We start from the raw sequence: 13,565 nt of genomic DNA on the forward strand, positions 1-13,565 counted from the left end.
TAATGGGGGCCAGAGTCTACTCAAAGGGAGAAGTAATCATGAAAAAAACCTTAGCAATAGCGGCCATTGTGGCCCTGATGTCAGCCCCGGCGTTTGCCGCCAATACCCAGGGCGGATTCAGCGGACCGGGCTCAACGGCGACCAGCAGCCAGAGCGGCGGTTTCGTCGGTCCGAACGGCACCGTCACCACCGTTGAGAAAGCAAAATCGATGCGCGATGACGCATGGGTGACGCTGCGCGGCAACATCGTTGAGCGCCTGTCTGACGACACCTATACCTTCAAGGATTCGAGCGGCACCGTGAACGTGGACATCAGCCATAAGCGCTGGAATGGCGTCACCGTTACGCCGAACGACGTGGTGGAAATTCAGGGTGAAGTCGACAAAGACTGGAACTCCGTTGAAATTGACGTGAAGCAAATCAGCAAAGTCAGCAAATAATCCTTCTGTGCCGCCGCTCCCGCGGTGGCGCTGTTTGCACCTCTGATACACTTGCGAAAGATCGGTCAGGATTACCCTCGATCGTTCGGGCAAAGTTGGCCATCTGGACGAACCGCTGACGCTGGACAATCTCAGCAGCATGGCCTGGGATGACCCGGCCACGACGCCGCCGGAGGCGTTTCGCGGTCGGGCGGCACATCGGATCGCTTGATAACCTGTCGCAGACGGTCTGGTCGCTGTTTCGCGACTGGCTGCCGGGCAGCGGCGAAACCCTGCGCGATGCGCCGGTGTTCTTCCATTACCTCAATTTCGTCAATGATGTACCGGAGCGAACTGCAAACGGATATCTCTTTGCCACTGGCGTAACGGCACCATGCCGCAGCATTCCACCGCTGCGGCAAAACTGCTTATCTCCTGTGACTCAGCGCGACAGATAAGGTACTATCTGCGGCAATATTGCCCCCTGCATGGCCGGGCGAATTCGTTGAGGAATCACAATTAATGAGCGATATGGCAGAGCGCCTTGCGCTACATGAGTTTACGGAAAAGGCGTACCTTGACTACTCCATGTACGTCATCATGGATCGCGCCTTGCCGTTTATCGGCGATGGCCTGAAGCCGGTCCAGCGTCGCATTGTCTATGCAATGTCCGAACTGGGGCTGAACGCCAGCGCCAAATTCAAAAAATCCGCCCGTACGGTCGGTGACGTGCTGGGTAAATACCACCCGCACGGCGACAGCGCCTGCTATGAAGCGATGGTGCTGATGGCGCAGCCGTTTTCCTATCGTTACCCGCTGGTCGACGGCCAGGGGAACTGGGGGGCGCCGGACGATCCGAAATCCTTCGCGGCGATGCGTTATACCGAATCGCGCCTGTCGAAATATGCCGAAGTGCTGCTGGGTGAACTTGGCCAGGGCACCGTGGACTGGCTGCCGAACTTCGACGGCACGCTGCAGGAGCCGCGCATGCTTCCGGCCCGCCTGCCGAATATTCTGCTGAACGGCACCACCGGCATTGCCGTCGGTATGGCGACGGATATTCCGCCGCACAACGTTCGCGAAGTGGCTCAGGCGGCCATCACGCTGATTGAAAAACCGAAAACCACCCTCGACGAACTGCTCGACATCGTGCAGGGGCCGGATTATCCAACCGAAGCAGAGATCATCACTTCGCGTGCCGATATCCGTAAAATTTACCAGAGCGGTCGCGGCTCCGTGCGTATGCGCGCGGTGTGGAAGAAAGAAGACGGTGCCGTGGTGATCACTGCGCTGCCGCATCAGGTTTCCGGTGCGCGCGTGCTGGAGCAAATCGCCAGCCAGATGCGCAACAAAAAGCTGCCGATGGTTGACGATCTGCGCGATGAATCAGATCACGAAAATCCGACTCGCCTGGTGATTGTGCCGCGTTCCAACCGCGTGGACATGGATCAGGTGATGAACCATCTGTTCGCCACCACCGATCTGGAAAAAAGCTACCGTATCAACCTGAACATGATCGGCCTGGATAACCGTCCGCAGGTGAAAAACCTGCTGGAGATCCTCACCGAATGGCTGGCGTTCCGTCGTGATACCGTCAGCCGCCGTCTGAACTACCGCCTGGAAAAAGTCCTCAAGCGCCTGCATATCCTCGAAGGTTTGCTGGTGGCGTTCCTCAACATCGACGAGGTGATTGAGATCATTCGTACTGAGGATGAGCCGAAGCCGGCGCTGATGTCGCGCTTTGGCATCAGCGAAACTCAGGCTGAAGCGATCCTCGAACTGAAATTGCGCCACCTCGCCAAACTGGAAGAGGTAAAAATTCGCGGCGAGCAGAACGATCTTGAGAAAGAGCGCGATCAGATTCAGGCGATCCTCGCTTCCGATCGCAAAATGAGCAACCTGCTGAAGAAAGAGCTGCAGGCTGACGCTGACGCCTTTGGCGACGACCGTCGTTCTCCGCTGCGCGAGCGCGAAGAAGCGAAGGCGATGAACGAGCACGATATGCTGCCGTCTGAACCGGTCACCATTGTGCTGTCGCAGATGGGCTGGGTGCGCAGCGCCAAAGGCCATGATATCGACGCTAAAGGCCTGAGCTATAAAGCGGGAGACAGCTGGAAAGCGTCGGCGAAAGGCAAGAGTAATCAGCCGGTGGTGTTTGTCGACACCACGGGGCGCAGTTACGCCATTGACCCGATTACGCTGCCGTCAGCGCGCGGGCAGGGCGAGCCGCTCACCGGCAAGCTGACGCTGCCGCCGGGTGCCACCGTCGAGCATATGCTGATGGAAAATGACGATCGGAAGCTGCTGATGGCCTCCGATGCCGGCTACGGTTTCGTCTGTACCTTCAACGACCTGGTTGCACGTAACCGCGCCGGGAAGACGCTCATCACCCTGCCGGAAAATGCGCAGGTGATGCCGCCGCTGGTGATCGAAGATGAGTCCGATATGCTGCTTGCCATCACCCAGGCAGGCCGCATGCTGATGTTCCCGCTGAGCGACCTGCCACAGCTGTCGAAAGGCAAGGGCAATAAGATCATCGGCATTCCTTCCGCCGATGCGGCGAAGGGCGCAGATGGCCTCGCGCATCTCTACATCCTGCCGCCGCAAAGTACGCTGACGATTCATGTCGGAAAACGGAAGATCAAGCTGCGTCCGGAAGAGCTGCAAAAAGTGACCGGCGAGCGCGGTCGTCGCGGCACGCTGATGCGAGGCTTGCAGAAAATCGACCGTATCGACATTGATTCACCGCTGCGTCCTGCTGCGGGCGCGGGCGACAGCGAAGAGTAACTCCGATGCCCCTTCCTGCCGGAAGGGGCTATAAAATTTGCGGTAAACCGTTGTTAATTCGTGCGCTGCGATTAACAATAATCGGAAAAGGGTTCCGCAAGTCATATCACCTGATCGATATATAACTCTAAGCGTTCAGGATCTCAGAGGTAGCTATGCTATTGATTTTTCGCGCAATCATCGTTGTCATTTACTGCATCCTGGTGTGCGTTTTTGGCTGCATTTATTGTCTGTTTAGCCCACGTAATCCAAAACACGTCGCGACCTTTGGTCATATGTTCGGTCGACTGGCGCCCGTTTTTGGCCTGAAAGTCGAAAAACGTTTGCCGCAAGGGTATGAAAACTTCGGTAACGCCATCTATATCGGCAACCATCAGAACAACTACGATATGGTGACGGCCTCCAACATCGTGCTGCCGCCAACGGTGACCGTAGGCAAAAAAAGCCTGCTGTGGATCCCGTTCTTCGGTCAGCTTTACTGGCTGACGGGCAACCTGCTTATCGATCGTAATAACCGCGCGAAAGCACATGGCACCATTGCCGAAGTGGTTAATGCCTTTAATAAGCGCAAAATTTCCTTCTGGATGTTCCCGGAAGGCACCCGCAGCCGCGGCCGCGGCCTGCTGCCGTTTAAAACCGGGGCGTTCCATGCCGCTATTGCCGCAGGCGTGCCGATTGTGCCGGTGTGCGTGTCCAACACGTCGAACAAAATCAACCTCAACCGCTTCAATAACGGGCTGGTGATCGTTGAGATGCTGCCGCCGATTGATACCAGTACCTGGGGTAAAGATCAGGTTCGCGCCCTCGCCACGCACTGCCGTGAAATGATGAAGGCGAAAATCGCTGAACTCGACCAGGAAGTGGCTGAGCGCGAAGCGGCGAATAAGAAAAAGTAAACGTGTTACCAGGCTGCTCTGCGCTGGCCTGCCACGCTGTTTGGGAACGGTTTCCCTCTATTTAGCAGTTTGTCTCATGGAGTTTATATGTCACTCAGTCGGCGTCAGTTTATTCAGGCATCCGGAATTGCGCTTTGTGCTGGCGCCGTGCCGCTGAGGGCAAATGCGGCGGGCCAGCAGCCTGCATTGCCCATCCCTCCGCTTCTGGAATCACGGCGTGGACAGCCGCTGTTCCTGACGCTACAGCGTACGCACTGGTCTTTCACCCAGGGCACACGAGCGCCGGTGTGGGGCGTGAACGGACGCTATCTGGGGCCGACGATCCGCGTCTGGAGCGGCGATGACGTCAAGCTTATCTACAGCAATCGCCTGACGGAAAACGTGGCGATGACCGTTCGTGGCTTGCAGGTGCCGGGCCCGCTGATTGGCGGTGCGGCGCGTATGATGTCGCCGAACGCGGACTGGGCGCCGGTACTGCCGATTCGCCAGAGCGCCTCCACGCTCTGGTATCAGGCGAACACGCCTAACCATATGGCGCAGCAGGTCTATAACGGCCTCGCCGGAATGTGGCTGGTAGAAGACGACGTGAGTAAGTCCTTACCTATTCCGAATCACTACGGCGTGGACGATTTTCCCGTCATCATTCAGGACAAGCGCCTGGATAACTTTGGCGCGCCGGAATACAGCGAGCCGGGCAGCGGCGGCTTCGTCGGCGATACGCTGCTGGTGAACGGTGCGCAGAGCCCGTATGTCGAAGTTTCGCGCGGCTGGGTGCGTTTGCGCCTGCTGAACGCCTCAAACTCTCGTCGCTATCTGCTGCAGATGAGCGACGGGCGGGCGCTGCACGTGATCTCGGGCGATCAGGGCTTCCTGCCCGCACCGGTATCCGTCAAACAGCTTTCACTGGCGCCGGGCGAGCGTCGTGAAATTCTGGTCGATATGACCAACGGTGACGAAGTGTCGATCACCTGCGGTGAAGCGGCGAGCATCGTTGACCGTATTCGCGGCTTCTTCGAGCCGTCGAGCATTCTGATTTCCACTCTGGTGCTGACGCTGCGCCCGACCGGGCTGCTGCCGCTGGTGACCGACAGCCTGCCGATGCGCCTGCTGCCGGAAGAGATTCTGACCGGCACGCCTGTTCGCAGCCGCGACTTCACGCTCAATGACGATCCGGGCATCAACGGTCAGCTCTGGGATCCGCAGCGCATCGACGTGACCGCGCAGCAGGGCTCGTGGGAACGCTGGACGCTGCGCGCCGATAGCCCGCAGTCGTTCCATATTGAAGGCGTGATGTTCCAGATCCGCAACGTAAACGGTGCGATGCCGTTCCCGGAAGACCGTGGCTGGAAAGATACGGTCTGGGTCGATGGGCAGGTCGAGCTGCTGGTGTACTATGGCCAGCCGTCGTGGCCACACTTCCCGTTCCAGTTCTCCAGCCAGACGCTGGAGCTGGCCGACCGCGGGTCTATCGGGCAGATACTGGTGAACCCGGCGCCTTAACCCTCACCCGGCCCTTTCTCTCTGGAAAGGAGAGGGAGAAAATCCGGCAGATACTGTTCCCTCGCCCCTTTGGGGAGAGGGTTAGGGTGAGGGGAAAAATTGCATCTCACCCTTCAATTCCCCTATAAAACCAGCGTATAATCGCCGCCTTTTGATGTCTCTTTTTTAACCACCCGGAAGCACTATGAGCGCAATTTCCCTGATCCAGCCGGATCGCGATCTCTTTTCCTGGCCCCAGTACTGGGCAGCCTGTTTCGGCCCGGCGCCTTTTTTACCTATGTCCCGGGAAGAGATGGATCAGCTTGGCTGGGACAGCTGCGACATTATTCTGGTGACCGGCGACGCCTACGTCGACCACCCGAGCTTCGGGATGGCCATCTGCGGACGCATGCTTGAAGCCCAGGGCTTCCGCGTCGGGATCATTTCCCAGCCGGACTGGAACAGCAAAGAAGACTTCATGCGTCTGGGCAAACCGAACCTGTTCTTCGGCGTGACCGCGGGCAACATGGACTCGATGATCAACCGCTATACCGCCGATCGTAAGCTGCGTCACGACGACGCCTACACCGCGGATAACGTAGCGGGTAAGCGTCCGGACCGCGCCACACTCGTGTACACTCAGCGCTGCAAAGAAGCCTGGAAAGACGTGCCGGTCATTTTGGGGGGCATCGAAGCGAGCCTGCGCCGCTCTGCGCATTACGACTACTGGTCTGATACCGTTCGCCGCTCGGTGCTGGTGGACTCCAAGGCCGATATGCTGATTTTCGGCAACGGCGAGCGTCCGCTGGTGGAAGTCGCGCATCGCCTGGCGATGGGAGAGCCGGTGGCGCAGATCCGTGACGTGCGCAACACCGCGATCATGGTAAAAGAAGCGCTGCCGGGCTGGAGCGGAGTGGATTCCACCCGTCTCGATACGCCGGGGAAAATCGACCCGATTCCGCATCCTTATGGTGAAGACCTGCCGTGTGCCGACAACAAGCCCGTCGAGCCGAAAAAAGCCGAAGCCAAACGCATCACCGTACAGCCACCGAAGCCAAAGCCGTGGGAGAAAACCTATGTGCTGCTGCCTTCCTACGAGAAAGTGAAAGGCGACAAAGTACTGTATGCGCACGCCTCGCGCATCCTGCACCATGAAACCAACCCAGGCTGCGCCCGCGCGCTGATGCAGAAGCACGGCGACCGTTATATCTGGCTGAATCCGCCCGCGATCCCACTCTCTACCGAAGAGATGGACAGCGTGTTTGCGCTGCCTTACAAGCGCGTGCCTCACCCGGCATACGGCAGCGCCCGCATTCCGGCCTATGAGATGATCCGCTTCTCAATCAATATCATGCGCGGCTGCTTCGGCGGGTGTTCGTTCTGCTCGATCACCGAGCACGAAGGGCGCATCATTCAGAGCCGCTCTGAAGATTCGATTATCAACGAGATCGAAGCCATTCGCGACACGGTTCCCGGATTTACCGGTATTATCTCCGATCTGGGTGGCCCAACCGCCAACATGTACATGCTGCGCTGTAAATCCCCGCGCGCCGAGCAGACCTGCCGTCGTCTCTCGTGCGTTTACCCGGATATCTGCCCGCACATGGATACCAACCATGAGCCAACGATCAACCTCTATCGCCGCGCCCGCGATCTGAAGGGGATCAAGAAGATCCTGATCGCCTCTGGCGTACGCTACGACATTGCTGTGGAAGATCCGCGCTATATCAAAGAGCTGGCGACGCACCACGTCGGCGGCTATCTGAAGATAGCGCCAGAGCATACCGAAGAGGGCCCGCTGTCGAAGATGATGAAGCCGGGCATGGGCAGCTACGACCGCTTCAAAGAGCTGTTTGATACCTATTCAAAACAGGCCGGGAAAGAGCAGTACCTGATCCCTTACTTCATCTCCGCACACCCGGGCACCACGGACGAAGACATGGTGAACCTGGCGCTGTGGCTGAAGCGTCACCGATTCCGTCTCGATCAGGTGCAGAACTTCTACCCGTCGCCGCTCGCTAACTCGACGACCATGTATTACACCGGTAAAAACCCGCTGAGTAAGATTGGTTACAGGAGTGAGGATGTCTTTATTCCGAAAGGGGATAAACAGCGTCGCCTGCATAAGGCGCTGCTGCGCTACCACGATCCGGCGGGTTGGCCGATGATTCGTCAGGCGCTGGAAGAGATGGGTAAAAAGCATCTGATTGGCGGTCGTCGCGAATGCCTGGTGCCGTCTCCGACGCTGGATGAAATGCGTGAAGCGCGTCGCCAGAATCGTCATACTCGCCCGGCGCTGACCAAGCATACGCCGGTGGCACATCAGCGTAACCCTGGGGCTCGCAAGCCTGCGGAGGGTGCCGCGAAAGCCGGCGCGTCTACTGCAAGAAATGCGGCGGCCCGCAGGCCGAAACCTGCCGCTAAGCGTGCGGCGAAGCCATAAAAAAACGCCCGGCCAATGACCGGGCGTTTTGCTGTCAATCTTAGACCACCTTCTGAGAAGGTGGTCTTTTACTTTTGGGGCTTAACCGCCAAACTGATCCGGATCCGGCCCGAGGCGTTTACCCTGGTCGAGTTTCGAGATTTCCCCCAGCTCATCTTTATCCAGACGGAAATCCCAGACGTCGAAGTTTTCGGCAATACGCGCCGGGGTGACCGATTTCGGGATAACCACCAGCCCGCTGTCGAGATGCCAGCGAATCACAACCTGTGCCGGGGTTTTACCATATTTTTCAGCCAGATGGCGAATGATGTTCTGGTCGAATACGCCCTCGCCGCCCTGCGCCAGCGGGCTCCAGGACTCAGTCTGAATTTTGTGGGTCGCGTTCCAGGCATGAAGCTGACGCTGTTGCATCAGCGGGTGAAGCTCAATCTGATTGATAACTGGCGAGACACCGGTTTCGTCTATCAGCCGCTGCAGGTGAGCGAGCTGGAAGTTACACACGCCGATGCTTTTGACCAGACCCTGCTCCTGGAGTTTGATCATGCCGCGCCACGCTTCAACGTAATGATCGATAGCCGGAACCGGCCAGTGCATCAGATACAGGTCGACATAGTCGAGCTGGAGCTTATCAAGGCTCTCCTGCAAGGCCTCAGCCGGGCGCTTCTGATCGTCGTTCCACAGTTTGGTGGTGATGAACAGCTCATTGCGCGCGACACCAGCGCTGGCTAATGCCTTGCCTACGCCATCCTCATTTTTGTACGCTGCGGCGGTATCAACAGAACGATAGCCGACCTCCAGCGCTTTATTAATGGCGGTAACGACTTCCTCGTTGCCTGCTTTCCACACGCCAAGACCCAGCTGCGGCATCACGTTGCCGTCCTGGAGTTTGATTACGGTTGGATGTGTCATGCATTCCTCCTTTCCCCGTCATATTTCGAGCCGCAGATGCGTTGGCTGCACTCCCTCACCCCAGTCACTTACTTCAGTAAGCTCCTGGGGATTCACTCCCTTGCCGCCTTCCTGCAACTCGAACTATTCAGGGGATGAAATTAACGTTGCCGGAGGAGAGGAGTGAGTGCCCTCCGGCAAATCAGTAACATTAAGTCTGGACGAAATACGAGAAAACGAAAGGTTAAGCGGAAAAAGCCTTAGCGTGCCGCTTCGTAAATGCGACGGCTCACCTCAAGGGTAATATCCTGCTTTTCGCCGAGTTGCGTCATGCCGTGCTCTTCAAGCTTTTTCAGCAGCGCCGGGATGGAGCTGCCGTCCAGGCCGTAGTCGGACAGACGCGTTGGGACGCCCATCGCTTCAAAGAAGCTGCGGGTGGCGGCGATGGCGGCGTCGATGCGGGCATCATCAGTGCCTTCGGTGATGTTCCACACGCGTTCCGCATATTGCAGCAGTTTAGCGCGTTTGGTGTCGCGTTTTTCGTTCCACAGCGATGGCAGTACGACTGCCAGAGTCTGGGCATGATCGAGGCCGTGCATCGCCGTCAGCTCATGGCCGAGCATGTGGGTTGCCCAATCCTGCGGCACGCCTGCGCCAATCAGACCGTTCAGCGCCTGAGTGGCCGCCCACATTACGTTGGCACGCACGTCGTAGTTCTCTGGCTCTTTCAGCGCTTTCGGGCCTTCTTCGATAAGCGTCAGCAGAATGCCCTCGGCGAAGCGGTCCTGAATCTTGCCGTTTACCGGATAAGTCACGTACTGCTCAACGGTGTGGACAAAAGCATCCACTACGCCGTTCGCAACCTGGCGCGGCGGCAAGGTGTAGGTGTAAACAGGATCCAGAATGGCGAACACCGGACGCACCAGCGGGTTCATAAACGCCTGTTTGTCGCCGGTGGTTTTGCGGGAGATAACTGCACCCATATTCGATTCTGAACCCGTGGCAGGCAACGTCAGCACGGAGCCCATCGGAATTGCGCTTTTGATGTTGCTGCCGTGGGTTTGCAGGATTTCCCACGGATCGACGCCGTCAGCATAGTGCGCGGCTGCGGCGATAAATTTCGTGCCGTCGAGTACGGAGCCGCCGCCCACGGCCAGCAGGAAAGTGACCTTCTCATCACGGGCAATTTTTACTGCGTTCATTAGCGTTTCGTAAGACGGATTAGGCTCGATGCCGCCGAACTCCAGCACGTCCAGACCATTCAGGGCGCTCAGTACCTGGTCCAGCACGCCGGTCTTTTTGACGCTGCCGCCGCCGTAGGTGACGAGTACGCGGGCGTCAGCCGGGATTTGCGCGCGCAGATCGGTAATGGCGCCTTTACCAAATAAAATACGGGTTGGAGTGTGCAGGTCGAAATTAAACATGGCTTATTCCCTCTGTTTCGGGTGAAAAAGACGACAGCAGGAGGCTGCCTGATGGAACGTATTGTGGTCCTGTGACCCGATTGCCTCAATGCACAAACCTGCCGATGTATTGCCCATTTCTCCAGGTGGCTGGAGAAAATGAACAGTTAAGCTCACAATGTCTTCATCGAAAGAGACCCCGGATATCGCCTGCCATGAACCGTGAAGAGACCTGTCAGCTGCTGACAGAGAAAATTAAGCAGCTGAAAAATAATGAAGAAGTGCTGAACCGGCTGCTGCCGGATATTCGCCTGCTCTATGGCACACAGCCCGGTACCCGCACGCCAGTGATGTACCAGCCCGGCATCGTATTTCTCTTTTCCGGCCATAAAATCGGCCACATTAACGAGCGCGTTTTCCGCTACGACGCCACGGAATACCTGCTCCTGACGGTGCCGCTGCCGTTCGAGTGTGAAACGTTCGCTACGCCGGAAGTCCCTCTGGCGGGTTTGCGGCTGAACGTGGATATTCTGCAATTGCAGGAGCTGCTGATGGACATCGGCGAAGATGAACTGTTCCATCCGTCGATGGCGGCGAGCGGGATTAACTCTGCCAAATTATCTGAGGAGATCCTCTGCGCCGCTGAACGGCTGCTGGATGTGCTGGAGCGCCCGCTGGATGCGCGCATTCTGGGTAAACAGATTATCCGTGAAATGCTTTATCACGTGCTGATGGGGCCACGCGGTGGCGCGCTGCTGGCGCTGGTCAGCCGCCAGACGCACTTCAGCCTGATAAGCCGCGTGCTGAAGCGCATTGAGAGTCAGTACACGGAAAACCTGAGCGTGGACCAGCTGGCGGCTGAAGCCAACATGAGCGTCTCGGCGTTTCATCACAACTTCAAATCGGTAACCAGCACCTCGCCGTTGCAATATCTGAAAACCTACCGCCTGCATAAAGCGCGGATGATGATGGTTCACGATGGCCTGAAGGCCAGCACCGCGGCGATGAAGGTCGGGTATGAGAGCGCGTCCCAGTTCAGCCGGGAGTTTAAGCGCTACTTCGGGATGACGCCGGGCGAGGATGCGGCGCGTATTCGGGGAATGCAGGGAGCGTAGCCCCGGTAAGCGTAGCGCCACCGGGGAAAACGAATTCAGGCGTTACTGTACTTCTTCTTAATCACCACAATTACCGTACCGAGCAGGCCTGCGACCAGCAGGAAAATCGGCAGGATCATCAGGAAAGTCATCACCTGGTCTTCGTGCTGTTTCACAAACGGGATCATGCTCAGCGCGTAGCCAAAGCTAGTCACCACGCCAACCCACAGCACGGCGCTCAGCCAGTTAAAGAACTGGAAGCGGCGATTTGATAAACCGGAAATACCTGCCATGGTTGGCAGCAGGGTGCGGACAAACGCGAGGAAACGCCCTGCCAGCAGGGCCAGTAAACCGTGCCTGTCGAACATGCAGGTTGCCCGCTCGTGGTATTTCACCGGCAGCTGCGAGAGCCAGCCCTTCACCGTTTTTGTGTTGCCAAGCCAGCGACCCTGAATATAGCTCAGCCAGCAGCCGAGGCTTGCAGCGACCGTAAGAATGGCTAACGTCGGCACAAAGTCCATCACGCCTTTGGCTATCAGCGCCCCCGCGAGCAGGAGCAGGCTGTCCCCCGGTAAAAAAGACGCAGGGAGCAGACCATTTTCTAAAAATAGCGTTGCAAACATCACCAGATAAACAACACCCACCACGCGGGGATCCGCCAGCGCGGCAAAATCATGCTGCCAGAGTGCGGCGGCAATCTCCTGGATAACAACCATGGACTTTCCTGTGGACTGACATTTTCTGTGTAGTGTACTCCTGAATCGCCCGGGATGCCTTGATCCCGGACGCAACAATGCAGGCAGTTTTTTGCGGAGACTGTCTGAAATTGTGTCCATCGGTTGCCACTTTACACGATGCGCTCAAAGCCCGCCGCTAAATCGAGGAGAAGATCGTCAACATTTTCTAAACCGATATGCAGGCGAATCAGCGTACCGCTGAAATCCGGCTTGCCGTCCGGACGAATAGCCGCCAGCTGTTCTGGCTGTGTCGGTAAAATCAGTGACTCATAGCCGCCCCAGGAGTAGGCCATGCTGAAGAGCGTAAAGTGGTCCAGATAGGCCGCAAGCTCGCTGTCGCTCAGGCGTTTTTTGAGAATAAATGAGAAAAGACCGCTGCTGCCCGTAAAGTCTCGTTTCCAGAACTCATAGCCTTTACTTCCCGGCAACGCAGGGTGGTTCACGCGCTCTACCTGCGGATGCTGAGCCAGCCATTCGGCAATTTTAAGACTGCTTTCGTGGTGCTGGCGTAAACGCACGCCGAGGGTTCTCAATCCACGGCTGGCCATATAGGCGGTATCGGCGTCGACCATCTGACCCATCAGGTAAGCATTCTCACGCAGCTGATCCCAGCAGCGGGCATTTGCGACGGCGGTGCCAATCATGCCGTCGGAATGACCAATCAGGTATTTGGTGGCGGCCTGAATCGAAATGTCGATATCAAACTCAAGCGCCTTAAACAGCACGCCCGCAGCCCAGGTATTGTCGATCATAATGATGGCTTCTGGCGCAACGCGACGTACCGCGCTGACGATTGCCGGAACGTCATGCACTTCCATGGTGATGGAGCCGGGAGATTCCAGGAACACAACTTTGGTATTGGGCTGAATCAGGTCGGCGATGTCCGCGCCAATCAGCGGATCGAACCAGCCGGTGGTGACGCCAAGCTTCGCGAGGATTTTGGTACAGAAATCCTGGCTTGGCTCATAGGCGCTGTTGGTCATCAGGACGTGATCGCCGTGCCCGACAAACGCCAGAATGGCGTTGGCCACGGCGGCCGCGCCGCAGGGGAACAGGGCGCACCCGGCACCGCCTTCCAGCTCGCACATAGCTTCCTGCAAAGAGAAGTGCGTCAGGGTGCCGCGACGGCCATAGAACAGTTCGCCTTTTGCGCGGTTGCGCGTGGCGTGCTTTTTGGCCTCGACCGTGTCGAACACCAGAGATGACGCGCGCTGAACAACGCTGTTCACCGAGCCAAGCGTGTATTTTTTACTGCGGCCAGCGTTCACCAGCACGGTATCAAGTTGCTTTTCGGACATGTTCGTCTTACCTGTTTTTATACGTCTGGACGTCTAAACTAACATGATTGCAGGGTGAAGTACGAGGAGCGAGCAGATTAAGCAGAAAATTTTGCTGGAACGCAGTAAAGCCCCTTTTTCC

At 57.4% G+C, this 13,565-nt stretch carries 10 protein-coding genes and 1 pseudogene; 7 read left to right on the top strand and 4 right to left on the bottom strand.

From position 1 onward, the window contains the following. Positions 1–38 precede the first annotated feature (38 nt). From AB1287_RS11965 to AB1287_RS11990, 6 genes and pseudogenes are all read left to right on the top strand, one after another. A complete protein-coding gene (locus AB1287_RS11965; RefSeq protein WP_435617891.1) occupies positions 39–440 on the top strand; it encodes a YgiW/YdeI family stress tolerance OB fold protein in 402 nt (133 codons plus the stop codon). Positions 441–616: 176 nt separating this feature from the next. Continuing rightward, a pseudogene (locus AB1287_RS11970) lies at positions 617–806 on the top strand (AraC family transcriptional regulator); the annotation flags it as partial. A 135-nt stretch (positions 807–941) separates the two neighbouring features. Next, a complete protein-coding gene (gene parC / locus AB1287_RS11975) occupies positions 942–3,206 on the top strand; it encodes a DNA topoisomerase IV subunit A (protein WP_312625648.1) in 2,265 nt (754 codons plus the stop codon). A 155-nt stretch (positions 3,207–3,361) separates the two neighbouring features. Then, positions 3,362–4,102, top strand: a complete 741-nt coding sequence (locus AB1287_RS11980; protein WP_312625650.1) for a 1-acylglycerol-3-phosphate O-acyltransferase — start codon at positions 3,362–3,364, stop codon at positions 4,100–4,102. 87 nt (positions 4,103–4,189) lie between these two features. After that, on the top strand, positions 4,190–5,602 hold the full coding sequence (gene ftsP, locus AB1287_RS11985) for a cell division protein FtsP (RefSeq protein ID WP_435617892.1): 1,413 nt from the start codon (positions 4,190–4,192) through the stop codon (positions 5,600–5,602). A gap of 184 nt (positions 5,603–5,786) precedes the next feature. Further along, complete coding sequence (locus AB1287_RS11990) at positions 5,787–8,024, top strand: YgiQ family radical SAM protein (RefSeq protein ID WP_312625653.1); 2,238 nt, start codon at positions 5,787–5,789, stop codon at positions 8,022–8,024. An 81-nt stretch (positions 8,025–8,105) separates the two neighbouring features. Here the strand turns inward: AB1287_RS11990 and dkgA are convergent, their stop codons facing one another. Together dkgA and yqhD are read right to left on the bottom strand one after the other, a co-directional pair. Next, a complete protein-coding gene (gene dkgA / locus AB1287_RS11995) occupies positions 8,106–8,933 on the bottom strand; it encodes a 2,5-didehydrogluconate reductase DkgA (RefSeq protein WP_435617893.1) in 828 nt (275 codons plus the stop codon). Between the two features lie 239 nt (positions 8,934–9,172). Then, entirely contained in the window at positions 9,173–10,336 is a 1,164-nt protein-coding gene (gene yqhD, locus AB1287_RS12000) for an alcohol dehydrogenase (protein ID WP_435617894.1), read from the bottom strand. 194 nt (positions 10,337–10,530) lie between these two features. Here yqhD and AB1287_RS12005 point away from each other — a divergent pair, with 194 nt between their 5' ends. After that, positions 10,531–11,430, top strand: coding sequence for an AraC family transcriptional regulator (locus tag AB1287_RS12005; protein ID WP_312625658.1), 900 nt, complete (start codon positions 10,531–10,533; stop codon positions 11,428–11,430). Between the two features lie 35 nt (positions 11,431–11,465). On the opposite strand, the gene yghB is transcribed toward AB1287_RS12005, so the two are convergent. Continuing rightward, positions 11,466–12,125: a DedA family general envelope maintenance protein YghB gene (gene yghB / locus AB1287_RS12010; protein WP_435617895.1), complete on the bottom strand. Its 660-nt coding sequence runs from the start codon at positions 12,123–12,125 to the stop codon at positions 11,466–11,468. Between the two features lie 131 nt (positions 12,126–12,256). After that, positions 12,257–13,444, bottom strand: a complete 1,188-nt coding sequence (gene metC, locus AB1287_RS12015) for a cystathionine beta-lyase (RefSeq protein ID WP_435617896.1) — start codon at positions 13,442–13,444, stop codon at positions 12,257–12,259. Between the last annotated feature and the right edge of the window lie 121 nt (positions 13,445–13,565).

The organism is Scandinavium sp. UTDF21-P1B (assembly GCF_040750395.1).
Classification (GTDB): domain Bacteria; phylum Pseudomonadota; class Gammaproteobacteria; order Enterobacterales; family Enterobacteriaceae; genus Scandinavium.